The following is a 25,779-nucleotide window of genomic DNA, read 5'->3' as shown; positions in this document are numbered from 1 at the left end:
TATTTCGTGTACCCTTTTACCGCTATTTCAGTACCAGATACACCGAAATGTTCATAACTCTGGCTTATTTACTGAGACAGACAAGGTCAAAAAACCTTGAATTTTCAACAAAAAATACTTGATTATATGAGGAGTTTTCTAAATGAACATAGAAGAATTAATAAGATATAAGAATATGTCAGTGGAAGATATAGATAGAAAAATCGTACCTGATATTGAAGATATAAAGAATAATAAAAGAATAGATCCTATTTCCATGTATTTTATGAATATAGGAAATGTGCTTGTAAAATGCACTTATGCAGAAAATGGAAGATCCTTAGAGGATTGTTTTCTGTCATATCTAAAAAAGAAAGCAATGCTATTAGATTAAAAATATGATAAAAGGGGCAGACTTTTTTATATGAATGTGGTATAATGCTTAATAAATAGGGATACAACTAAATATGTGCTGAAATGACTCCAAGTTATCATATTTCTCTTAAAAAGAATATGAAAGTTTGGAGGTTTTATTATGTCTAAAAATATTTTAGATACAAATAAGTTTAAAGTGGCGATGTACCTTAGATTGTCCCAAGATGATGAAAAATATGATAAGGATTTTAAAACAGAAAGTAACAGTATTTCAAATCAAAGACTTCAAATAAAAGAATATATTGATAAAAATGAAGATATGGAGCTTGCAGGTGAATACGTGGATGACGGATACTCAGGCATAAATTTTGAAAGACCGGCTTTTAAAGAGATGATGGAAGATGTCATTACAGGAAATATTAACTGCATTGTCGTAAAAGACTTATCAAGATTTGGAAGAGATTATATTGACAGCGGAAGGTATTTGCAAAGAGTATTCCCATCTCTTGATATAAGATTTATAGCTTTGAACGATAATTATGATAGCTTTACAGCCAGCGAGACAGAAAAAAACTTAGTTATTCCTTTCAAGAATTTCATCAACGACAACTATTGCAGGGATACCTCCGCAAAGGTCAGAAGTGTTTGTAAAGTAAAGAGAAAACAAGGACAATTTATATCAAACTATGCTCCTTACGGCTATGAAAAGGATAAAGGAGATAAGCACAAAATTGTAATAGATAAAGAAGTAGAGTATGTAGTGCAAAAAATCTTTACTATGAAACTTGAGGGGTATAGCTCATATTCTATTGCAAAACACTTAAATGATAATGGAATATTATCTCCTATGGAATACAAGAAATCAAAGGGGATTAGGTATAAGACAGGCTTTAATACAAATGCTGTTGCAAAGTGGGATACGCCGGCAATCAATCGTATTTTAACCAATGAAATCTATATTGGAACGCTTCAACAAGGGAAAAGAGAGAAGATAAACTATAAACTTGATAAAGTTGTTTCTAAAGATAGAAGCGATTGGATTGAAATTGAATATAATCATGAAGCTATTATTGATATAAATGACTTTGAGATTGTTCAAAAACTTTTAAAATGTGATATAAAAGCAAAAAATTGTGGAGAAAAAGCTGATTTATTTTCGGGGTTATTATTTTGTAAGGACTGTAATGCTCAGATGACAAAGAAAGTCGATAAGAGAGGGAAAACTCCCACTATTTACTATATCTGCTCCCAGTACAACAAAGGAAAAGAGTGCAGCAGGCATTCAATAAAACAGGAAGATTTAAAGGCGGCCATTCTTGAAATGATACGCCACTATATTAAATCTCTTGGAAAGTATGAAGCCTTTTCTGAAAAGATAAGAGAAATGGAAGTGTCTTATGAACTCTTCAAAAAAATTGATAAAAGACAAGAGCAGACCAAGAAAAGTAAGGCAAAATTTGAACTTCTAAAATCTTCTCTTTATCAGGACTTAAAGGAAGGATTGATATCTGAAGAAGAGTTTTATGATATGAGAGAGTTTTATACAAACCGTATTGTAGAAAGTGAATTGGTTTTAGAAAAGCAAAATAAAGAAATTACAAGGCTATATAAAAAGAGCTTAGGAAATAAGAACTTTTTTTCTGAGATTAAAAAGTATAAAAATATCAATACCTTAGAAAGAGGACTTCTTGTAAGGTTAATAGATAAAATATATGTCTTGGAAGATAAAAGGATAGAGATTCATTTTAACTATGATGAAACCATAGATGTGTTTGAAAAGATAAATCACTATACCAATCAATCCCCGGAGAAAATTAGGGAGGTGGTATAGATGGCAAGGACATCAAATAGACGAATAAAAGCGGAAAAAAGCATAACAGATAAAGTAGAAAAAAATAGTTTTCAGACCGCCATTTATACAAGAATTTCAAGAAATAAAAAAGAAAAGCCAAGTGATTCTATTGAAAATCAGATTGCTCTTTGTGAAAGGTATATAAAGAAAAATGATGGTCATAATTTGGTTGGAATATATAAAGATATCGCAAAGACAGGGACAGAGTTTGAAAGACCTGACTTTGAAAAACTTATGGGAGAAGTAAGGACGGGAAAAGTCAACTGCATTATTGTAAAAGACCTATCTCGTTTTGGAAGAAATTATACGGAGCTTGGAAACTTCATTGAAAAGATATTTCCGTTTCTTGGAGTAAGATTTATTGCGGTTAATGACAATCTGGATACTTTTCACATGGAAGATCCTAATAAATCACTTGAGATTATTTTAAAGAATATTGTAAACGAAACTTATGCAAAAGATATTTCAAAGAAAATATCAACTTCACATCAGATTAGAATTAAGCAGGGTGGATTTATTTGTGGTACAGCTCCTTATGGGTATATCGCAAGAAAAGATGAAGATGGGATAAGAAGATTATATGTTGATGAAAATACAGCTCCGGTCGTAAAAGAAATTTTCAAGTCATATTTGAATGGACTTAGTACACTGGATATTTCAAAATTACTACTTGAGAAGAAAGTATATGTAGCAACGGATTATAGGAAGTTTGGAAAAGCTAAAGCTGATGAGAATGAACTTATAAGAGCTTGGATTCCGACAACAATATTACAAGTGCTTAAAAATCGTGTATATACAGGAACACTCATTCAAGGTAGGAATCAAAAACATCTATATGAAGGTAAAAAAAGAGAAAGGCTTGACGAAAAATACTGGATAATAACAGAAAATGCCCACGAAGCGATTATCTTACCTGATATATTTGAAAAGGTAAAGGAGAAAATTTCCTCAAAATCAAAGCTAATTAAAAACAGCAGAAAAGAAAATAAGAATGCTAAGGATGATACAGTATTTAGAGGAAAACTCTATTGTGGGATTTGCAAGAGAAAAATGAGTGTACACAGGCAAAAAAGCGGTAAGAAGACTGTATTTTATTTTAGCTGTAATCGCTTCAGAGAATTTACAACAGAAAAATGTGGAATCTCTGTTACAGAAGCTACTCTTGAAAAAACTGTTAAAGCAGCCTTTGACACTATTCTTTCAAATAACAGTAAAAGTTATAAGGTTTATCTGAATGCTTATGACAATCTTAAAATAGAAACGGATAAGAAAAAGGAAAAAGAAATAACTGAAATTGAAAGAAAAATTTTAGGCTTTAGCAGACTTCAAAGTGAGTATTATGAAAAATATGTTTTGGGCAAGTGTAGTAAAGAAGATTTTGAAAGGGAAAAAGGACTTCTCAGCGAAAAGAAAGCAGAGCTTGAAAGTTTAAAAGAAAGACAAGTTGCTATCTTTGAAAAAGAGGCATTTGAACTTGAAAAAAGACATAAGTACCTTACAGCACTTTTTAAAGGTAAAACAAAGAAATGGGACAAAGACTTTGTGGATAGCATCATTGATAAGATCTTTATAGGAGAAGATAATACAATAGAAATCAAATTTAATTTTGAAGAAACACCTGTTTTTGCTGAAAAAGTTAGCAGAAGGAAGAAGAGGTGCTGATATGAATATAGTGGATTTTTACTTAAGACTTTCCTTAGAAGATGGAGACTATAAAGATGAAAGCAACAGTATAACTTCTCAAAGAGAAATATTAAAAGACTATATCGGTTCAAGAGAAGAATTTACCGGAGTTAAGATTAGAGAGCATATTGATGATGGATACACCGGAACAAACTTTAATCGTCCGGCATTTCAAAAGATGATAGGTCTTGTCAAGAAAAATGAAGTAAAGACAATACTTGTAAAGGATTTATCACGATTTGCAAGAGATTATATTGAAGCAGGTGCATATATCGAGCAGATATTTCCTTTTATGCAAGTTCGATTTATTTCTGTAAATGACAATTATGACAGTAATAACAATGAGAATGGAATCAGCAGTTTGGAAGTGCCATTTAAAAATCTTGTCTATGATTATTACTCAAAAGACATCTCACAAAAAATGCATTCATCAGTCAGAGTAAGACAAGATAAAGGATATTACTTTGGTTCAAAGGCACCTTATGGCTATGTAAAAGATGAAAAGGATCATCATCAGTTACTTGTAGATGATAGAGTAAAACACATAATACAAGAAATTTTTGAAAGATATCTTAGTGGTGAAAGTATGCTTTCTATTTCTAAAGACTTAAACAATAGAGGTGTTTTAACTCCGGCTAAACACATTGGACTAAAAAGAGGTAGTGGTATATGGACCGGTCAGATTGTAAGATATCTATTAACACAAAGAGTTTATACAGGAGCAGTTGTTGGCGGAAAGACAAGGGTGCAAGAGGTTGGTTCAGATAATCGAAAATGGGTTGATAGTAAAGACTGGATAATTAGAGAAGATATGCATGAAGCTATTATTTCTAAAGAAGATTTTGATAAGGTTCAGGATATGCTAAACAGCAACGCAAAGCATATTAGTAGGGAACGTAAAAATTTTCACATACTTCAGGATAAAGTTTATTGCGGGAAATGCCATCATAAGATGAGCTACACTGTTAATTACGGAAAAAGTGATGGATACTGCTGCCCTTATAGATACAAAGCGAAAGATTGCGGTTGTATGAGAGGAAAGATACAAGCTCCGGTACTGGAAGAAATCGTGTCAAAGGAAACTCAGCTTTATACCGAGCGTTTTCTTGAGGAAGAACAGACGAGAATGATTGAGCAAAGAGTCAGAGAAAGTATTTGTGATAGCCTGCTTGAGAGAAAGAAAAAGCTGGAAGCGGAACAACAAAAGAATCAAATTTCCAAAATGCAGTGTTATGAAACTCATAAACAAGGTATCATAAAAAAAGAAGAATACCTCTCAAAACGAGAATTCCTGACACAAAGAGCAAAGAACATTGAGCAGGAAATATCGGTCATAGAGGACAAGATACAAGAAAATACAGTTTCAAGACATCATTTGAATGTCGATAAGCTAAGAGAAGCAGTAGCGAAAGGAGAACTTGTTTTAGACTGGATCAACGAAGTGATAGACAGAATCTATGTTTATGACAAGAAAACAGTTGAGATAGTTTGGAAATTTAGAGGAAGGTGATCGACTTGAGGTGCAATAATTTCACCCCAAACTCCAGAAAATACTTTTTGTGCCGGTCTTATTTTAATAACTTGGGTGTTGTAAAAAAACGAATAATATGCTATAATTTAGGCAAGCAAATGTTAGCCGTTTCTCATAGTACGGGATATAAAATTATGAGGTGTAATTCAGCCACTTGCCGATGGTGTGGGATATAAATAATTCGGTGTGTAAATGTGGCCACTTACTATATGGGTGGGGTATAAATAATATAGTGCGTAAATCCCTCTAATCGAAATGATAGAGGGATTTTTTTGGAGGTTTGTATGGAGGTAAAACAAGGATATTCTTATCATATAAAGGATCGTTTCTTTTCTGATGTGTCAGATTCCTCTCTAATGAGCAACAAGGAAAATGGCAATTATCGACCGCATTACTATGCAATTGAGGATTCAAAGAATAAAGATATTTTTTGGATGATACCGATTAGCTCAAAAGTAGAAAAATACAAAAAGATAGTTGCTTCTAAAATAAAGAGAAACGGTAAGTGTAGCACGATTGTAATTGGGATATTTGCAGGGGAAGAAAATGCGTTTTTGATACAAAATGCCTTTCCGGTCAAAGAGGTTTATTTGGACCATGTGCATACGATTCAGGGAAATCCGATTACAGTACACAAAAAATTGGATAAAGAACTTCGGACAAAGCTGAAGGAAGTCATCGCTATGAAGAAAAGAGGAATCAATCTGTTTTTTACAGATGTAGATATAATTTTAGAGGTTATGAACAGGTTGGAGTAAGTAGAAATATTAGTTTTGATTGCTATGCTAAGTTTCAAGGTGCAAAAATTTCACCATGAATAAGTGTAAAGCGAGTGCGTTCAAAAATCTTGACCTTAAAAAAAGCAATTTCTTAGAGAAAAAAATGTATCCAATACTTGACACAAGGGTGGAATTGTAAGTATCATATAGTATTTGCACCAAAATATAGGAGAAAGATAATATATGGAGAGCTAAAGCAGGATATAGCAAATATATTGAGCATGTTATGTAAAAGAAAAGAAGTACATATAGTGGAAGCAGAAGTATGTCCGAATCACATATATATGCTGGTAGAGATTCCACCCAAAATGAGTGTATCAGATTTTGTAGGATATTTAAAAGGTAAGAGTACACTAATGATATTTGAAAGACATGCAAATCTAAAATACAAGTATGGGAATAGACATTTTTGGTGTAGGGGATATTATGTAGATACGGTAGGAAAAATGCAAAAAAGATAGAAGAATACATAAGAAACCAGCTAAATGAAGATATGTTATATGACCAAATGAGTATGAAAGAATATATAGACCCGTTTACGGGTGAGCCGGTAATAAAAAGCAATAAGAAAAAATAAGCCCAAGGGGCTAAGCAAGTAAATGATGTGCGGTTGGCGAACTTTCGATGAGTCTTTAGACTCAAGCGCAGGTAAAGAGCCCTTATAGGGCGAAACAACAAACCACCGGCTTAGCCGGTGGTACTGATTATCAGAGCAAAAAGGAGGAATTGCGTATTAAAGGAATAAAAAGAATTTTAGGTTTTATAATTATCATATTTATGTTTGTGTTGCTGCTTTCCGGTTGTGCTAAGAAAGCTGAAAGCAAGAACATTCATCTTGGAACAGGTGGAACGGGCGGTACATATTTTGCCTATGGCAATGCCCTAAAGAATGTGGCGGAGCAGGAGAGCGATATTGATATGAGTATCCAGATTACGGCAGGTTCGGCGGCAAATTTGAGATTGATTGAAAACAATATCGTTGATATGGCAATAGTACAAAATGATACACTCTCAGATGCTTATAAGGGGAATGGAGAGTTTGAGGGCAATCCGTTAAAAATAACCAAGGCTGTAGCAGGTCTGTATACCGAAAGTTATCAGATAGTGGTAAATAAGAAGTTAAGGTTGACTTCTGTGGAGGATTTGGCGGGGCTTAGAGTTTCTGTAGGTGAAGAGGGCTCCGGTGTTTTAAAGAATGCAAAAAATATTTTAAAAGCTTATGGAATGGGAATAGATGATATTGATGTAAGATATCTCTCATTTGAGGATGCGGCAAATGCCTTAAAAAACGGTGAGATAGATGCATTCTTTGTAACCGCATCGGCACCTACCAAGGCGATATCCGAATTGGCGGACAGCAATGTAGCAATTGATATTATATCATTGGATGAGAGAGCGATAAGATTCCTTCAGGACAGTTATAGCGGCTATAGCATTACCACAATAAAAAAAGGTACATATAAGGGAATAAACAGGGATATCACCACTGTAGGAGTTATGGCAGTTCTGGTGGCAAATGAGAATATGAGCTCAAGTAATATTGAAACCGTACTAAACTTATTGAAAAATCATCAGGAGAGTTTCAATAAAATTTTGGGAAATACCATAAATATTTTTGATGAAAGCACTTTAAACAGTATAGAGGTAAATTTTCATAAGGGGGCTAATACTTGGTACAGTGAAAACGGAATAACCGGAGTAAAGGCTGATGTGAAAGCTGATACAGCGCCCGGAAAAACTTTAAATCTTGATATGTATCAGACTGTTGCGGTGGCGGTACTTGCATTGTTTATAGGAGTACTTTTAAAGGAGAGAATAAAGTTTTTAACTACCTTTTGTATTCCTGCACCTGTAGTAGGCGGTATGGTGTTTGCAGTGATATTTTGTGTATTGTATGCACTGGATATTATAGAGATTAACTTTGATGAAACTCTTAGAAATGTCTGCATGGTAATGTTTTTCACATCTGTAGGATTTCAGGCAAATATGAAGGTGCTAAAGAGCGGTGGGAAGGGCACATTTATCTTCCTTGCACTTGTATTGGTTTTGATTATATCTCAAAACTTTGTAGCCGTAGGACTTTCAAAACTGCTTGGTATAAATCCGCTTATAGGTATGTGTACAGGCTCCATACCTATGATTGGAGGGCATGGCACTGCGGGAGCTTTCGGACCGCTTCTTGAAGATATGAATGTTGACGGTGCGACAACTCTTGCTACAGCAGCGGCTACTTTCGGACTTGTAGCAGGTTCATTGATGGGTGGACCTTTGGCAAACAGCCTTATAAAAAAGAAAAACCTCATGGATACTGCTGTATATGAAGATGACAGTATGCTTGTGGAAGAGGAGATAAAGCATAGGAGAGAGGTCTCCATGTATGCACCTGCAGTGTATCAACTGACACTTGCCATGGGCATAGGAACTGTTATATCTTTTATACTTTCAAAGACAGGTATGACTTTTCCTATATATATAGGCTCTATGATTGTTGCAGCCATAATGAGAAATATCAGTGAATATACCGATAAGTTCAGAATACATATGGGAGAAATAAATGATCTCGGAAGTATCTGCCTTTCGCTTTTCCTTGGTGTTGCAATGATTACACTTAAGCTTTGGCAATTGGCTGCACTTGCTCTTCCGTTATTTATACTCCTGGCAGGTCAGGTGGCACTGATGTACATCTTTGCAAGATTTATAGTCTTCAAATGTATGGGAAGTGATTATGATGCGGCTGTACTTGCAGCCGGAACCTGCGGTTTCGGTATGGGTGCCACACCGAATGCTATGGCAAATATGCAGGCTGTAACGGAAAAGTATTTGCCTTCCGTAAAGGCATTTTTACTTGTGCCGATAGTTGGAAGTATGTTTGCGGATTTTTTAAACAGTTTGACTATTACATTTTTTATAAACTTCCTTGGTTAATACCTATAATTTTTACTATCATATTTTAAAGCTCTTCTTAAAGGAGAGCTTTTTATTGTAATAGTATATCAAAGATTATAGTTGAATTTTTTGTGTTAAAATATTATATTTGATATGAAGATTTAATACGAAAAATACCTAGGATAAGGGGGCAAAATGCTAAAAGGGAGAGTAACGATACCTACAGATATTGATATCATTGAAGAAACAAAGCAGATAATGGAACTTTGGGGCGCAGATGCCGTCAGAGACTGTGACGGTACCGATATGCCAAAGGAATTAGAGGAGCTGGATGCGAAGATTTATGCCACTTATTATACTACCAGAAAGGATAATGAGTGGGCAAAGGCAAATCCTGATGAAGTTCAGCAAATGTATATAATGACCGACTTTTATACGGCTACAGAGGATATTATAAGAATAAATCTTATGAAGGGTTTACATCCTGATTTACTTAAGGTAAATGATCGTGATGATATAAAGAGATGGTGGGAGGTAATGGATCGGACAACCGGTGAACCCGTGTCCACGGCAGATTGGCATTATGAAGACGGTGAAGTATTTATAAATGCAAAGAAATACCACGAGTATACAGTCAGTTTCCTGGCGTATATAATCTGGGATCCGGTGCATATGTACAATGCGGTAACTAATGGCTGGACAGATTTTGAAAAGCAGATAACCTTTGATGTGCGTCAACCAAAAACAAGAAAATATTCAATGAAAAGGCTCAGAAAATTTTTGGAGGAGCATCCAAAAGTGGATGTAATAAGATTTACTACATTTTTCCATCAATTTACCTTGATATTTGATGAGCTTGCAAGACAAAAATATGTGGATTGGTATGGTTACAGTGCTTCAGTAAGCCCGTATATTTTGGAGCAATTTGAAAAAGAGGTAGGGTATAAATTCAGACCTGAATATATAATAGACCAGGGATATATGAATAATACCTACAGAGTTCCGACTGATAAATATTTTGATTTTATAGATTTCCAAAGAAGAGAAGTGGCAAAGCTTGCCAAGGAGATGGTGGATATCGTACATGAGTATGACAGGGAAGCCATGATGTTTTTGGGAGACCATTGGATAGGCATGGAACCATATATGGAAGAGTTTAAAAGTATAGGTCTTGATGCCGTGGTTGGAAGTGTCGGAAACGGGCAGACTTTGAGACTAATAAGTGATATTGAGGGGGTAAAATATACCGAGGGCAGACTTTTACCGTATTTTTTTCCGGACACCTTCTATAAGGGAGGAAGTCCTTTAAGAGAAGCTAAGATAAACTGGATAACTGCCAGAAGAGCAATACTTAGAAAACCTGTGGACAGAATAGGATATGGCGGATATTTAAAGCTTACTTTGGATTTCCCTGATTTTATTGACTACACAAAAAAGGTTTGTGATGAATTCAGAGAACTGTATGAGAATGCCAAGGACTGCAAAGCACATTGTATTAAGAAGATTGCCATACTTAGCGTATGGGGAAGATATAAGTCATGGGGCAATCATATGGTTCATCATGCAATATATTATAAAAAGAACTATTCCTATGCCGGAGTGATAGAGGCATTGAGCGGTGCTCCGGTTGATGTATCCTTTATAAGCTTTGACGATATTATAAAAGACAGGGTAAAGCTCGAGGATTTTGATATTGTAATGAATATCGGTGATGTAAATACAGGTCAAGCCGGTGGTGAATATTGGAGCGATGAAAGAATTTTAAGAGCAGTAAGAGATTTTATATACAATGGCGGAGGCTTTATAGGTGTAGGTGAGCCAAGCGGACATATTTATCAGGGTAGAGTTTTACAGCTTGCAAGTCAGCTTGGAGTGGAGATAGAAAACGGATTTACTTTAGGCAAGGGAAAATACAATAAAAATATCAAATCACATTTTATTACAGCTCAGATTGACGAAGAGATAAACTTCGGTGAAGGCAAGGATTTTGTATATGCTCTTGAAGGAACTGATGTTTTGGCTGTAAGAAATGACTCTGTACAGCTATCAAGCAAAGAGTTCGGCAAGGGAAGATGTGTATATATAAGCGGATTGCCTTACAGCCTTGTAAATACAAGATTGCTGTACAGGTCAATACTTTGGGCATCACATGATGAAGAGGGCATTTACAGATGGTGCAGCGACAATCTGAATGTAGAGGTAAATGCCTATGTTGAAAATAATAAATTTTGTGTTGTAAACAATACTTATGAGACTCAGGAAACTACCATTTATAAAGGAGATGGAAGTTCTTTCGAGGTTATATTAAAACCTACTGAGATAAAATGGTTTACAATAAAGGGGGTTTAATTATGGAATCAAATGTACTGGATGTATTAAAGCATTATAAGGACTTTGACAAGCTTAAAAGTTTCGGTGAATATGGCAACGGACATATAAATGATACCTATCTTATTGAATATGAGGGTAATAATAAGATTATTTTACAGAAAGTAAATAAAAATATTTTTAAAGAGCCTAAAAAGCTTATGGAAAATATTTCACTTGTGACATCATATCTAAGAGAAAAAATTATTGAAAAGGGTGGAAATCCGGATCGTGAGACTCTAAACCTTATAAATACGGAAGAGGGAAATTACTTCTATGAGGATAGTAACTCAGATATTTGGAGAATGTATGAATTTATAGATAATGCTATATGCTATGAGCAGGTAACAAATACGAATGAATTTTATGAGTCAGGATATGCCTTTGGAAATTTTCAAAATCTTTTGGAGGGATTTCCTGTAAATAAGCTCAGTGAGGTTATTAAAAATTTCCACAACACAGAGGACAGATTTAAAACCTTTAAGGCTATTTTAGATGAGGATTTGCTTGGAAGAGCAAAGTCTGTACAGGATGAGATAGACTTTTTTATAAAGAGGGAAGAATACAGCCATATCTTTAATGAAGCATTAAAAAATAATGAAATCTCTTTAAAGGTTACACATAATGACACCAAGCTGAATAATATTTTATTTGATAATGCCACTAAAAAGGCATTATGTGTAATTGATTTGGATACTATAATGCCGGGCTTTGCAGCCTTTGACTTTGGAGATGCCATAAGATTCGGAGCCAATAAGGGGCTGGAGGATGAAGTGGATTTGTCAAAGGTAGGGCTTGATATAGAGCTGTTTGAGGCTTTTACAAAAGGATTTTTGGAGGCATGTGGTAAGAGTCTGAGCAAAAGGGAAATAGAGCTTTTACCTATGGCGGCTATGGTTATGACTTTTGAATGCGGTATGAGATTTTTGGGAGATTATATTGCAGGAGATAAGTATTTTAAGATAAGCAGAGAAAAACATAATCTTGATAGAGCCAGAACTCAAATAAAGTTGATTTCAGATATGGAAGCAAATATAGAAGAGATGAAAAAGATTGTAGCTAAATATGTGTAGATTTTAAAATGCCACAAATGTTGCAATAAAGTGATTCTGTTTTATAGAAATGGATACTTAGATATGTTGGATAAAAAAATTATACTATGCGGTTTTATGGCAAGCGGAAAGACTACAATAGGCAGGGCTTTGGCAGAAAAAATAAATATCGAATATGTAGATACAGATGAATTGCTTGTAAAGACTTATGGCATGGATATTCCGACCATATTTGAAAAGTATGGTGAGGAGTATTTTAGAGATTTGGAGCATAATATAGCCAAAAAAGTCGTAGAAATGCCTGTTGCAGTTATTTCTACCGGTGGTGGAATGCTTACCTTTGAGAGAAATGGTGAGCTTTTGAAAAAAAACGGTATTATTATCTGCCTTGTTAGAGATTTTGATAAAATATATGAAGATTTGCTTGCAGATAAAAACAGACCTCTGGCAAAATCAAAGTCAAAGGATGAGCTTGCAAGCCTTTATGATATGAGAATATCCAAATATCAAAAGTATGCCGATTATACTGTAGAAAACAATGGCAGTCCGGAGGATTGTATAAAAAAAATAATATCCATTATTGACGAGAGTTAAAATACATTATATACTGTTACGAAAGTATGTTCGAATTTATCGAACATGTAATGGAGATGTTTAATGGATACAAAATATATAAAGATAAGAGGTGCCAATGAGCACAATCTAAAAAATATATCAGTGGACATACCAAGAGGAGAATTGGTTGTTTTAACAGGGCTTTCCGGTTCAGGAAAGTCCTCTTTGGCGTTTGATACCATATATGCGGAAGGACAAAGAAGATATATGGAGTCTATGTCATCATATGCAAGGATGTTTCTCGGACAGATGGAAAAACCGGATGTTGAAAGCATTGAAGGGCTTTCACCTGCGATTTCCATAGACCAAAAGTCAACGAACAGAAATCCGAGATCCACAGTGGGTACTGTGACGGAAATATATGATTATCTAAGGCTTTTGTATGCAAGAATCGGAATACCGCATTGTCCATGTTGCGGTAAGGAGATTCACAGGCAGAGTATTGATCAGATGGTTGACAGAGTAAAGACATTGCCTGAAAAGACAAAGTTTATGATACTATCACCTGTAGTAAAGGGTAAAAAGGGCAGACATGAGAAGGTACTTGAAAGTGCCAAGAGATCAGGCTATGTCCGTGCCATGATTGACGGAAATATGTATGAACTCAGTGAGGAAATCGTACTTGAAAAGAATATAAAACATAGTATCGATATTGTAATAGACAGACTTTCCGTAAAGGAAAATATAGAAAAGAGACTTACAGATTCGCTGGAGGCTGCATTAACCCTTGGTGGCGGTTATGCCACTATTGATATAATAGACGGAGAACCTATAAAGTTTTCACAAAACTTTGCCTGTCCGGACTGTGGTATTTCCATTGATGAGGTGGAGCCGAGGACTTTTTCATTTAATAATCCTTTCGGGGCATGTCCTGATTGTGCAGGGCTTGGGTATACCATGGAATTTGATGAGGATTTGATGATTCCTGATAAATCTCTTTCCATAAATCAGGGTGCCATAATAGTGCTTGGCTGGCAGAGCAGCAATGATAAAAAGAGCTTCAGCAATGCAATGCTGAGAGCGATTGCAGAGAAGTTTAACTTCAGTTTGGATACACCTTTTGAGGACTATCCTAAAGAAATACATGATATATTGATTTACGGTACTACTGAGCAAGTGGATGTGGCATATACAGGTCAGAGAGGAAGCGGTGTATATCCTGTTATCTTTGAAGGGCTTATAAAAAATATGGAAAAGCGTTATAGAGAAACCTTTTCACAGAGTGCCAAGGAAGAATATGAACAGTATATGAGGATTGCTCCCTGCAAGTCCTGTGGCGGAAGAAGATTAAAAAAAGAAGCTTTGGCTGTAACTCTTGGCGGAAAGAATATATATGATGCCACAGATGCGTCCATTACCGATTTTAGAAATTTTATAGACAGCTTGGAGCTTACAAAAATGCAGGAAGCCATCGGTGCATTGATTTTAAAGGAAATCAGAGCAAGAGTTACCTTCCTTATAGATGTAGGCCTTGATTATCTAAGTCTTACCAGAGCTACAGGTACACTCAGCGGCGGTGAAGCACAAAGAATAAGGTTGGCAACTCAGATAGGCTCAGGGCTTGTAGGAGTGGCATATATACTGGATGAGCCAAGTATCGGACTTCATCAAAGAGATAATGATAAACTGCTTGCAACATTAAAGCATCTAAGAGATATCGGAAACTCCGTTTTGGTGGTGGAGCATGATGAGGATACCATGATGGAGGCCGATTATATTGTGGATATAGGACCCGGAGCCGGCAGTCATGGCGGTGAGGTGGTAGCCACAGGCAGTGCAAAGGAAATAATGGCAAATCCAAACTCCATCACTGGTAAATATCTCTCGGGTGAGATAAAAATTCCTGTGCCTGATAGCAGGAGAACACCTACAGGATGGCTGAGTGTAAAAGGTGCGGCACAGAACAATCTGAAAAATATAAATGTAAAGATTCCTACAGGAGTAATGACCTGTGTAACAGGTGTTTCAGGCTCCGGTAAGTCATCCCTTGTAAATGAGATAGTATATAAGGCATTGGCTAAGAAACTGAACCGTGCCCATACTATTCCAGGAAAGTATAAGTCAATAGAGGGAGCGGAGCAGCTTGATAAGGTAATAGCTATAGACCAGTCACCGATAGGAAGAACCCCAAGATCAAATCCTGCTACATATACGGGCGTATTTGATATGATCAGAGATCTCTTTGCGGCAACACAGGATGCAAAGATGAGAGGTTACAAAAAAGGAAGATTCAGCTTTAATGTAAAGGGTGGAAGATGTGAGAGCTGCTCAGGTGACGGTATTATAAAGATAGAGATGCATTTCCTGCCTGATGTATATGTACCATGTGAAGTCTGTGGCGGAAAAAGATATAACAGAGAGACATTGGAAGTAAAATATAAGGGCAAATCCATATATGATGTACTTAATATGACTGTGGAAGAGGCTCTAAGCTTTTTTGAAAATGTGCCTACCATAGCAAGAAAGATACAGACCTTATATGATGTAGGACTTTCATATATAAAGCTTGGTCAGCCGTCTACAGAACTCAGCGGTGGAGAAGCACAGAGAATAAAGCTTGCAACCGAACTTTCAAAGAGGGCTACGGGAAAGACTATTTATATCTTAGATGAGCCTACTACAGGACTTCATTTTGCGGATGTACATAAGCTTGTTGAGATACTTAGAAGACTTTCAGACAGCGGAAATACGGTACTTGTAATAGAGCATAATCTTGATGTTATAAAATGTGCCGATTATATAATTGATATAGGTCCCGAAGGCGGTGCCGGAGGTGGCGAGGTAGTAGCTACCGGTACACCGGAGGAGATAGCAAAAATAGAAAAATCATATACCGGAAAGTATGTGAAGAGGTATTTGTAGTTACAATGCGGTTGGAGAAGCAGCGGTAAGAGATGTGGGCGAATATAAAAATAATATATAAGAATACTGCATACATTTGTAGGAAGTGTTGATTTGATAAGATAAAATGATAAAATATACTTGCCTCTTGATAGAGACTATCATTTCAAAGTTAACTGCGTCAAATAGACTGTTGTAAGTTATCTTATGAAAAGTTGGAGGTGATAGAAACGGATTGCATAAATAGTATTGTTTTGCGGAAAGGAATATTTTATGAAACAGGAATTACTTGCAAAAATGAATGCTTATTTGGCAAATCAGGAGATTATGTATATCAAACTACATAATATGCACTGGAATCTGAAGGGACATGGATTTTTTACCCTTCATTCTAAATTAGAGGAATATTATGATTATACAGCCGAGATTATTGATGAGGTAGCTGAGAGAATACTTGCTATGGATGCTCTGCCAATAGCTAACTTAAGGGAAGCATTGGAAATCAGCAAGGTAAAGGAACTTCCGGATAAAGCCATTAACATTGATGAGGCTATTCGTATACTTACAATTGATGTTGAGTATTGGGTAAAGGATTCAAAGGAAATTGTGGAATTGGCTGACAAGGAAGGTGATGTGGTAACTGCCGATATCTTTACAGGCTATGTAAAAGAATATGAAAAGACTCTGTGGATGCTTAAGGCATTTGCACAAAACTAAACACTAAAAAGCTCAAGGCACAGCCATATAAACGGCTGTGCCTTTTAAAGTTGTCTTTATTTATATACCTAAAAATAAATTTTATATATCTAAAACCGCCACCAATGTATAATCACTTGGATTCTTAAAATTAGTCTTGATATTTGAAACATCAAGGCTCCAGTTTCCGATTCCTGAATATTTTGATGACAATATCATATGGAAATTAAGCATTGCGGCACCAAGCCCTAGCAAATTATCGGTCTTTGTAACCATTTCATCAAAATGATTAAATAAATATATATGAGTTCCGTTTATAACAAAGCGATAGTTTTGATGATTTAAAAAGCTTGGTGAAAGACTGGCTGCATAAAGCGCGTCGGCTATAACCGGATCTGCATACTCATCATCAAAATTATAAGGAGTATCAAAATCAGAATCAAATGACAGGGTGGTAACTGCTATCTTTGGAGCGATATGTCCTGATTTACTGCTGATACTTATATTTGAAGGTGAATGTATATCAAGCTTTGTGGTATCTTTTTCTTTTTTACCATATCCGAATGCTACCATAGCGGCTATATCCATGTCAGATTCGATAAGTAAGACTTTCTTTACCATATCACTGTCATCACAAGTTAAAAAGCATGAAGACAAGCCCATTTTTTCAAGTTTTAAAATAACATTTTCCGCCATAAATCCTGCATTGATAAGATAATTATCCTTTTCTTCGGATAAAATAACAAGGTAAGCGGGAGCATTAAAGGCATTGCCACGATAGCCTGCCACACCTGAAAGTCTTTGAGCGGTATCTTCATTAGCGGCTATAAGCACTTTTGTATTTACATCAAAAAGCTTTTGAACTGAGTTAAAAAATCCTACTATCTCATCTAATTTACTTTTCTCAACCGGCTTTTTGTGAAAATCCCTTATAGAATTTCTTTTTTCAATAAGTTCTAAATAATTCATACATTTATTCCCTCCACAGTACAAATTTCAAACGATTAAATTATATATATTATACAAAAAATAGCCCTAAAGGTCAATTTTAAGTGTAGTTTTGTTTTAAAAAATATACCGGATAAGAGCTGTTTATAGACGAGCAATGTATTGAAGATTGAAGGGGTAAAATTTTTTTTGAAGCACAAAAATACTATACATCATGCATAATTTTTTGATAAAAGACAGGTAAATTTATCTATATACAAAAAAGCATAAAGTGCTATTATAATGTTATAATATTTATTATTTTAAGGAGAGAGTGTATGTTAAAAGGAATTCCGGAAAGAATAGGTTCGGATTTATTGAAAGCCATGGCGGATATGGGACATGGAGATTTGCTGGTTATTGCTGATGATTTTTATCCTGCATTCAGTAAAAGTCCGGATGCCAGAGTAGTACAGGCAAAGGGTAACACCGCAGCGCAAATGCTTGATGCTATACTCACATTGCTTCCTATTGATACGGAGTATTCAGATTATCCGGTGGAATATATGGTTCCTGATATAGATTCAGGTGATGAGATGGAAACCAATCCGGTATGGGATGAAATAAGAGATGTTATGATAAAGTACGACTATGAGTATTCACTTGGAAGTCTGGAAAGATCCGAATTTTACGGAAAGGCTAGGAATGCATTTGTAGTTGTATCTACAAGTGAAAGAGAGCCTTTTGGTTGCATAATAATTCAAAAGGGAGTAAAGTAAATATATTATAAATATTTAATAAGAATGTCAAGTCAATAGACTTGGCATTTTTTATTAGAAAACAGAAGCTATAAAGTATTTCTTTATATAAATTTCTTTGTTTTAATTGCATTTATTAGATATTATGATATAATAATTTTACAATATTATTAAGTGGAATAGGGTATATATATTAAGAATGATATACCTATATATCTGGGTAAGGAGGTTTATATGACAGGTTTACCACTTATATTCGTGTTTATTTTGGCAGTTATTGTGATGATAATTGCTATCTCAAAGTTTGGTGTACATCCCTTTATATCAATTATGTGTATATCACTGATTTTGGGACTTGTAGCAGGAATACCTTTGGTGGATAAGACTTTGGAAGACGGAACAAAGATTTCCGGTCTTGCAAGTGTAATCGGTGCAGGATTTGCAGGTACATTTTCAAGCATAGGTATAGTTATCATACTAGGTGCATTGATAGGTACTATTTTAGAGAAAACAGGTGCGGCTTTTAAGCTTGCGGATATGGTTATAAAGCTGGTAGGTAAAAACAATCCTGTTTTGGCAGTGGAACTTATGGGTTGGGTAGTATCAATCCCGGTATTTTGCGATTCCGGATTTGTTATCTTAAACCCTATCAGAAAGGCGCTTGTAAAGAGAACGGCACAGTCATCAGTGGCTATGACTGTAGGTCTTTCAGCAGGTCTTTATATTTCTCATGTATTTATACCGCCTACACCGGGACCTATTGCGGCAGCTTCAACACTTGGTATAGGTGATAATCTTTTGCTTGTAATGGGAATGGGTGTGGTATGTTCGATACTTCCTTTGATAGCGGGACTTTTCTATGCTAAATTTATCGGAAAGACCGTAAAGTCTGATGATGAGGCTGATTCAGATGAGGTTACAAAGACATATGAAGAACTTGTAGCAGAATATGGCAAGCTTCCAAACGGTATGATTTCTTTAGCACCTATTGTTGTTCCTGTACTGTTTATGGCTATTGCATCAATAGTTTCAATGATGAAGATGGACGGGATGCCGGCCGATATATTAAAGTTCCTTGGAACTCCTATTATAGCTCTTGCCGTAGGAGCTGTTTTTGGTGTATTACAGCTTCAGGGAGCAGGCAAAATGAAGGAATTTTATGCCATAACCAATGATACATTAAAGACGGTAGGACCTATATTATTTGTTACTGCGGCAGGTGGAGTACTCGGTAAGGTTATTGCATCATCAGATATGGTTAATTTTATAAAGGACCATGCGGCGGTTTTAAGTTCAATGGGTATGCTTTTCCCGTTCTTATTATCCGCAATTTTAAAGAGTGCACAGGGTTCATCTACAGTAGCACTTACGACTACAGCAGGTATTGTGGCACCGCTTTTGCCGGCACTGGGACTTGCGAGCCCTATGAGCGCTACTTTGGTAACTATGGCTATAGGTGCAGGTGCAATGACAGTTTCACATGCGAATGATTCATATTTCTGGGTGGTTACAAACTTCGGTGCAATGACACCTGAAAAGGGCTATAAGACACAGACTGTGTGTACATTGTTGCTTGGTATTGCAGGTATTATAGAAATAATGATTTTAAGCCTGTTTTTACATTAATTGAATAGACATTTTATAGGAGGCACAGATTTTACGAATTTTTGTTTTGTAAGATTTGTGTCTCATTTTCATTATAAAAGATTGTAATGATTTGAGAGTTTTTATGGCTCTGTAACTTATATTAGTGAAATAGGAGAAAATTTCTGATATTATAATGCGATATATCATTAAATTTGCTGACACCGGTTTTTATATATGGTATATTTATAATGTTTGCGCTTTGTATTTAAGAGATTTTATTTATCGAATTTAGACTTCTGTTTAAAACCATAATACATGGCGGATAATACAAAGATTACCGGATTTTTATAAGGAAAGAAGATGGAATTACTGGAACAATGTAAAAATTGGAATGAGGACGGCGAGTATGAGAAGGTGGTGGATGCCCTTGAGATACTTCCTGATAATGCAAGGACTCCAGAGATGGATTCGGAATTGGCAAGAGCCTATAATAATCTCGGTGAGCCGGGGGAATATGAATTATTTTCACAGGCACTTGAGTTATTAAAACCACATGAGGAATATTTTAGAGGGAATCATAAATTTTACTTCAGAATGGCTTATTCATATTATTACTTGGATGAAGACGGACTTGCACTGCATTATTTTAAGAAAGCTCTTGATGCAAAACCGGGGGATAAGGATACCATAGATATGATGTCCTCATGCGTGGATTTACTTACGGATTCAAATTTTGAAGTAAAGATGTCTGATAGAGTTTGTTTGATGTGGGAAGAGGCTGGAAAAGATATAAGAAAATACAATAAAAATGATGCCCTGTATTACACAAAAATAACAGAGATAATTGCAAATGGTATAAAGAGTGTTAATTACAGGATAAATGTACATATTTCAGAGGAAAAAAAGCTTATTGAAGTGGAAGCCGGAGATGATAAGTCGGATGTTTTTATGCTGAAATATATAAAGGATATGATGCCCGAAAGTCTTAAATCTCTTTGTGATATAAAAATAGGTCTTTTGCCGAAGAAATATGTAAATAATATAATTCATTATAATGATGAGGAGTATAATATAGAGGAACTGAGGTTTTTTATAAGTGATGACAGGCATATTGTAATATATTCAGATAAATTTGATATGCCGATAGAGGTTATACAAAGGCTTTTTATAGATATATTCGGTGAAATAGATTTGATGGCAAATGATTTTTCATTTGATATTGCCGACAGAGAAGATTTTGAAGCTCCTGATGAGAACACCTGTGAAGCTGTAAATTCTTTTAAAGATATAGACGAGTTTTTAAAATCATGTGTGGATTATAAGGGGCTTAGAGAAAAGGCGGAGAGTAAGGGTTTTAGGATTGGGATTGATGCGGGAGACTATTTAAAAATGTATTCGGGCTATCAATTGCAGCATATAGATGAGGATGAGATAAGAGAGGATATATATACAGGAACTACCTGTTTACCATCCCTTATAAGTGAATATATGTATTCGGGACTTTTTGATAAAATGCCGATAGTGGACGAGCTTTACAGAAATGGTGTAGCTGCCGGTTTCTTTTGCTTTTCTATAGTAAGTGATAATCAGTCAAATGATCCTTTAGAATATGAGTTTGAAATAATGAGTCTTAGAAACAGGCTTGTTGAATATATTAAAAAAAGACTGAAAGAAAAAGGCAGAGCAAGTGATATTGCTTTTTTGGACGGGGCAACCGGGAAAAAATACGGATATCTGGATTTTCTGATATTCGGAAGCTTTGCTTATATTATGAACTGTGCCTGCGACTTTTTTAAAGACAGCGGAATAAAATTTGCAGGATATAAGACTTTTAGAAAAATATCAAAAATAGTAGTTTTTGTGGAGGAATAATGTTTAATTTTTTTAAGAAAAAGCAAAATGAGGTGGAAATACCACAGGTGCAGCCTATGGCTACATGGGAGGAAAACTCCTATATGCATGTTTTATCAGATAATGTGGAAGCTGAGAATATTGAAGGTGCAAAGGAAAGAATAGAAAGTATTGAAGGCTTAAAGCTGATAGAATTTAATATAAGAGATAATAATTCCGGGAATCTCACATTGGAATATCATGGAGATGAATATGGTGTAGGCTTTTATTTTGATGATTTCGTATTGGACAGTTTATATTCCTTGCAAAATCAGAAGATGCATGATGAAGATTTTGAAAAAATACAGCAAAAAACAAAGTCATTTGTTATTTATATGAAGTTTAATAAAAATTATATGGACTCATATCATTTACAGGTAAAACTTATAATGGCATTTTTTCCGGATACATTGGCTGTAGTAGATGAGAGTGCAGAGCGACTGCTAAGCGGAAGATGGGTGGAATTGGCTGCCAAATCCAAGGTTACACCTAATGCTGAAAGCTTGTTTACAGTACAGGCTGTTTTTGATGAAAAGACAAAAAAAGTATGGCTGCATACACATGGAATATGCAGAACCGGATTTTCCGAGTTTGAGCTTTTAGATGTAAGTCAGGAGAATGTAAATGATGTGTATTATTTGATAAATACTATGGCAAACAGAGTATTATATCAAAATGAGGCTGTGGAAGATTATATATTCCTTGGTGAGTTTGTAGACGGAAATATGATAGTGGCGGCAACCCTGCCATGGAATGAGGGTGTAGCAAAGTATCCGGCAAATATTCCGGGTGGAGCAAATGACAGAGAGGGAAGTCATAATACAAACAGTAAAATAATCTTTTTATTCCTTACAGAGGATGATGCAAATAACGGAAAGTATACAAAGCCGTCCGAAATAGAGGATAAGCTTATTGAGAATCCGCTGTACTATTATTCAAATGAGCAGACAGATCATATGAAATTTATGGCAAGAGACAGATTTGATTTATTAAAAAAATCAATAGAGGAGCATCCAAGCTATAAGGCACTTATTAAGGTCGGACTTCCTACAGATAATGAGGATGGAAGTGTTGATTATGAAAATCTGGAACATATATGGTTTGAACTTAAGGAATTTACAGATACAGGATTCAAGGCGGTACTTACCCAGGAACCATACAGAGTTTCATCTATAAAAGAAGGTGATGAGGGTGAATATACCATAAATGATGTAACAGACTGGATAATTTATACCGATGAAATGAGTATAGATCCAAATATCGCATATTTATTATAAAGGGGAGAGGGCATGTTTTTTACAAATATTGATTTGGCAAAGAAATATAATTATTTAAATGAAAAGTTTTTGGCAGCTTATGAATGGCTTAAGAACACTGATTTAAAGTCATTACCTGCAGGAAGATATGAGATTATCGGCAGTGATGTGGTTGCAAATGTACATGAGTATACCACATTAAAAATCGAAGAAAAATTATTTGAAGCTCATGATAAATTCTTTGATATTCAATGCCTTGTAGAGGGAGTTGAACTCTTTGGTATATGTAATAGAGACGGATTAAAGGTAAATGAGGCAAGACCTGAAAATGATATAATCCTTTATGAAAAACCTGAGGTATATGGTCATGTTATACTTTATCCGGGTGACTTTATAGTGGTGGCACCTGAGGATGCTCATATGCCGGGATGTTGTCTTGATGCTCCGGCAGAGGCTAAAAAGGTGGTTGTAAAAGTAAGAGTATGATAAAAAAAGGTTTTTTGATAGGACTTTTACTTTTCGGTATTTTTTTTGGGGCCGGGAATCTGATTTTTCCGGCAGAACTTGGATTTAGGGCAGGAGGGAATTTCTCTCCTGCCATGTTCGGGTTTGTATTATCAGGTGTAGGTATTGCTATAATTACACTGGTAGTAGGTACCATGGTAAATGGGGGATATAAAAGAGAATTGAGTATAAAGGTCAGTCCTATCTTTTCAAAAGCTTATTTGACCATACTATATCTTGCAATAGGTCCTTTCTTTGCAATACCGAGAACAGCCGGCACATCATTTTCCATAGGTCTTGCTCCGGTAACAGGAAACGGAAGGTTTCCTTTATTTATATTCAGTGCTGTATATTTTTTGTTTGCATATATTATTGCTATCAATCCTTCAAAACTTATGGACAGGGTGGGCAAGGTGCTTACCCCTATGTTTGCAATGCTTATAATCATACTTATCATAGTCGGAAATCTGAATTTTCATACTGTGAATGTCGGTGAGATGAGTGGAAGTATGGAGGCATTGAAAAAGGGATTTTTTGAGGGTTATAATACCTTGGATGCATTGGCATCTGTGAGTTTTTGTTTGATTGCGACTTCAAGTATAAAAACTTTCGGGTTTTCTTCAAAGAAAGAGTATATAAAGATAATGGCGATAGTAGGTATAGTGACTGCCATATTCTTTAGCAGTCTTTATATAGGGCTTGGTGCTTTGGGAAATAAGTTCAGTATTCCTGCTGATGTGTTAAAAGATTCAAATACTAATATAGGAACATATATATTATCAAAAAGTTCTTATGAGCTTTTTGGAAACTTCGGACAGATTTTTTTAGGCGCAATGACCATACTTACATGCTTTACTACTACTGCAGGTCTTATAGTTGCAGTTTCGGAGTTTTTTGCTGAGACATTCCCGAAATTCGGCTATAAAGTGTATGTAAATGTGTTTACGATTATAGGTTTTGCAATGTCCAACTTCGGTCTTAATAATATTATTAAGATATCCATACCTGTTTTGATGATTTTATATCCTATTACGATAGTAGTTGTTGCAATAGTGATTTTAAATAAACTTATAAAGCTTTCAAAAAAAGGTATGAGACTTACAATTATCATGACTACTGCAGCTTCAACAATAGAGGTACTTGTGAGTACTTTAAATTTAAAAACTGTAAAATCTCTGATTTCTGTATTTATAGGAGGTAATTCAGGTTTTTTATGGGTAAACTTTGTTGTCTTAGGGATAGTTTTATCACTATTATTGAGAGATAAGATAAAGGGCGAGAGTTTTGAAATAAAAAATCAGCCGTTATAAGGAGTAACTTATAACGGCTGATTTTTTAGAATCTTAAAACCTTTAAAGGAGTAGTTTCATGTGATGCAAGGCTGTATGCACAGTTTTTATCAAGGGATTCCATTCTAACCCATTCCAATGAACGCATGGAAGCTTCCTTATCGACTGAGACAGCCGGAGGTGTAAGCTCTTTCCAGGCAAGCTCGCCATAACCGGCATCTGCATAGAGCAGAGTAAACTTTTTGTTTTCTGAGGTTGCCCTTACTCCGAACATACCTGATGAATGTCCGAAAAGCTTTATAAGTGTTATTGAACCGTCTCCCAAAAGGTCTAAGGACTTTTCAAAAGGACCTTCCTTGCCGTTCCAGTCAAAAATCGATATATTGGCATCCTTCCACCAACTTCTGGAATATCTGAGAGGATTTTTAACGGCTGATTTTGCTTCATCTCTTGATACTAAAATCTTTGTATTCGGGGAAAAATCAGCAACACCGCTTACATTCTCAAAGTCCAAATGTGTTAAAAGTATATAGTCTATATCCTTTGGAGAAAGGTTGATTTCTTCAAGTCTTGAAATAAGTGAAGAATCCTTCGGCAGAAAAAAGCGGGTGGATGCAAATGTGTGAGGAGCCTTTATAGCCTTGAATTGCTTGTCAAAGCTAAGAGGAATTTCAGACTCCAATTCCTTTTTTATACCTGTATCTACCAAAATATTTTTGTTTCCGGTCTGTATAAGAAATGAAAGAACGGGAATATTTATTCTGTCTTCATTTTTTAAAAGCAAACCATGTGTTTGTGGTTTAAAACCTGTATTTCCATTATAGGCAAGAGAAGGAGCCACCATCACTTCTCCGGTTTGTAATATATGTATTTTCATAAATAACCATACCTTATTGATTTTTAGTTGTTTGA

General features: G+C 35.4%; 19 protein-coding genes and 1 pseudogene. 18 read left to right on the top strand and 2 right to left on the bottom strand.

All coding sequences use genetic code 11. From position 1 onward, the window contains the following. Positions 1-142: 142 nt before the first annotated feature. The 12 genes and pseudogenes from J4O15_RS14540 to J4O15_RS14485 all read left to right on the top strand — a co-directional run bounded on the left by J4O15_RS14540 (position 143) and on the right by J4O15_RS14485 (position 16,677). Positions 143-373, top strand: coding sequence for a DUF6870 family protein (locus J4O15_RS14540; protein WP_208101269.1), 231 nt, complete (start codon positions 143-145; stop codon positions 371-373). 141 nt (positions 374-514) lie between these two features. Beyond that, on the top strand, positions 515-2,185 hold the full coding sequence (locus J4O15_RS14535) for a recombinase family protein (protein WP_208101268.1): 1,671 nt from the start codon (positions 515-517) through the stop codon (positions 2,183-2,185). Then, on the top strand, positions 2,186-3,868 hold the full coding sequence (locus tag J4O15_RS14530) for a recombinase family protein (protein ID WP_208101267.1): 1,683 nt from the start codon (positions 2,186-2,188) through the stop codon (positions 3,866-3,868). It abuts the gene before it with no gap. A 1-nt stretch (position 3,869) separates the two neighbouring features. Further along, complete coding sequence (locus J4O15_RS14525; RefSeq protein WP_208101266.1) at positions 3,870-5,399, top strand: recombinase family protein; 1,530 nt, start codon at positions 3,870-3,872, stop codon at positions 5,397-5,399. 305 nt (positions 5,400-5,704) lie between these two features. Next, positions 5,705-6,178, top strand: coding sequence for a type III toxin-antitoxin system CptIN family toxin (gene cptIN, locus J4O15_RS14520; protein WP_208101265.1), 474 nt, complete (start codon positions 5,705-5,707; stop codon positions 6,176-6,178). Positions 6,179-6,306: 128 nt separating this feature from the next. Next, a pseudogene (tnpA, locus tag J4O15_RS14515) lies at positions 6,307-6,776 on the top strand (IS200/IS605 family transposase). Positions 6,777-6,925: 149 nt separating this feature from the next. Further along, positions 6,926-9,124 (top strand): sodium/glutamate symporter, encoded by a 2,199-nt coding sequence (gene gltS / locus J4O15_RS14510; protein WP_243762083.1) that lies wholly within the window; start codon positions 6,926-6,928, stop codon positions 9,122-9,124. A gap of 156 nt (positions 9,125-9,280) precedes the next feature. After that, on the top strand, positions 9,281-11,434 hold the full coding sequence (gnpA, locus tag J4O15_RS14505) for a 1,3-beta-galactosyl-N-acetylhexosamine phosphorylase (RefSeq protein ID WP_208101264.1): 2,154 nt from the start codon (positions 9,281-9,283) through the stop codon (positions 11,432-11,434). Between the two features lie 2 nt (positions 11,435-11,436). Continuing rightward, entirely contained in the window at positions 11,437-12,525 is a 1,089-nt protein-coding gene (locus J4O15_RS14500) for a phosphotransferase enzyme family protein (protein ID WP_009219951.1), read from the top strand. Between the two features lie 63 nt (positions 12,526-12,588). Continuing rightward, positions 12,589-13,098: a shikimate kinase gene (locus J4O15_RS14495; RefSeq protein WP_009219952.1), complete on the top strand. Its 510-nt coding sequence runs from the start codon at positions 12,589-12,591 to the stop codon at positions 13,096-13,098. Positions 13,099-13,161: 63 nt separating this feature from the next. Next, a complete protein-coding gene (uvrA, locus tag J4O15_RS14490; RefSeq protein WP_208101263.1) occupies positions 13,162-15,981 on the top strand; it encodes an excinuclease ABC subunit UvrA in 2,820 nt (939 codons plus the stop codon). A gap of 252 nt (positions 15,982-16,233) precedes the next feature. Beyond that, complete coding sequence (locus J4O15_RS14485; protein ID WP_208101262.1) at positions 16,234-16,677, top strand: Dps family protein; 444 nt, start codon at positions 16,234-16,236, stop codon at positions 16,675-16,677. Positions 16,678-16,758: 81 nt separating this feature from the next. On the opposite strand, the gene J4O15_RS14480 is transcribed toward J4O15_RS14485, so the two are convergent. Further along, the gene (locus tag J4O15_RS14480; RefSeq protein ID WP_208101261.1) at positions 16,759-17,625 is read right to left on the bottom strand and encodes a nitroreductase family protein; all 867 of its coding nucleotides are present in this window, start codon (positions 17,623-17,625) and stop codon (positions 16,759-16,761) included. Between the two features lie 296 nt (positions 17,626-17,921). Here J4O15_RS14480 and J4O15_RS14475 point away from each other — a divergent pair, with 296 nt between their 5' ends. The 6 genes from J4O15_RS14475 to brnQ all read left to right on the top strand — a co-directional run bounded on the left by J4O15_RS14475 (position 17,922) and on the right by brnQ (position 24,888). After that, positions 17,922-18,362: an RbsD/FucU family protein gene (locus tag J4O15_RS14475; protein WP_208101260.1), complete on the top strand. Its 441-nt coding sequence runs from the start codon at positions 17,922-17,924 to the stop codon at positions 18,360-18,362. Positions 18,363-18,575: 213 nt separating this feature from the next. Further along, positions 18,576-19,967: a GntP family permease gene (locus tag J4O15_RS14470; RefSeq protein WP_208101259.1), complete on the top strand. Its 1,392-nt coding sequence runs from the start codon at positions 18,576-18,578 to the stop codon at positions 19,965-19,967. Positions 19,968-20,288: 321 nt separating this feature from the next. Continuing rightward, positions 20,289-21,800 (top strand): tetratricopeptide repeat protein, encoded by a 1,512-nt coding sequence (locus J4O15_RS14465; RefSeq protein WP_208101258.1) that lies wholly within the window; start codon positions 20,289-20,291, stop codon positions 21,798-21,800. Then, positions 21,800-23,095, top strand: a complete 1,296-nt coding sequence (locus tag J4O15_RS14460) for a DUF4026 domain-containing protein (RefSeq protein WP_208101257.1) — start codon at positions 21,800-21,802, stop codon at positions 23,093-23,095. Before J4O15_RS14465 ends, J4O15_RS14460 begins: the two co-directional genes overlap by 1 nt. A gap of 12 nt (positions 23,096-23,107) precedes the next feature. Next, a complete protein-coding gene (locus tag J4O15_RS14455; RefSeq protein ID WP_208101256.1) occupies positions 23,108-23,560 on the top strand; it encodes a YhcH/YjgK/YiaL family protein in 453 nt (150 codons plus the stop codon). Beyond that, positions 23,557-24,888, top strand: a complete 1,332-nt coding sequence (brnQ, locus tag J4O15_RS14450; protein ID WP_208101255.1) for a branched-chain amino acid transport system II carrier protein — start codon at positions 23,557-23,559, stop codon at positions 24,886-24,888. Before J4O15_RS14455 ends, brnQ begins: the two co-directional genes overlap by 4 nt. Before the next feature lie 25 nt (positions 24,889-24,913). Here brnQ and J4O15_RS14445 read toward each other — a convergent pair whose 3' ends face one another. Further along, on the bottom strand, positions 24,914-25,744 hold the full coding sequence (locus J4O15_RS14445) for an N-acyl homoserine lactonase family protein (protein WP_208101254.1): 831 nt from the start codon (positions 25,742-25,744) through the stop codon (positions 24,914-24,916). Between the last annotated feature and the right edge of the window lie 35 nt (positions 25,745-25,779).

It is taken from the genome of Lachnoanaerobaculum sp. Marseille-Q4761, from assembly GCF_017565785.1.
Lineage (GTDB): Bacteria > Bacillota > Clostridia > Lachnospirales > Lachnospiraceae > Lachnoanaerobaculum.
This window is presented reverse-complemented; position numbering and strand designations above follow the sequence as displayed.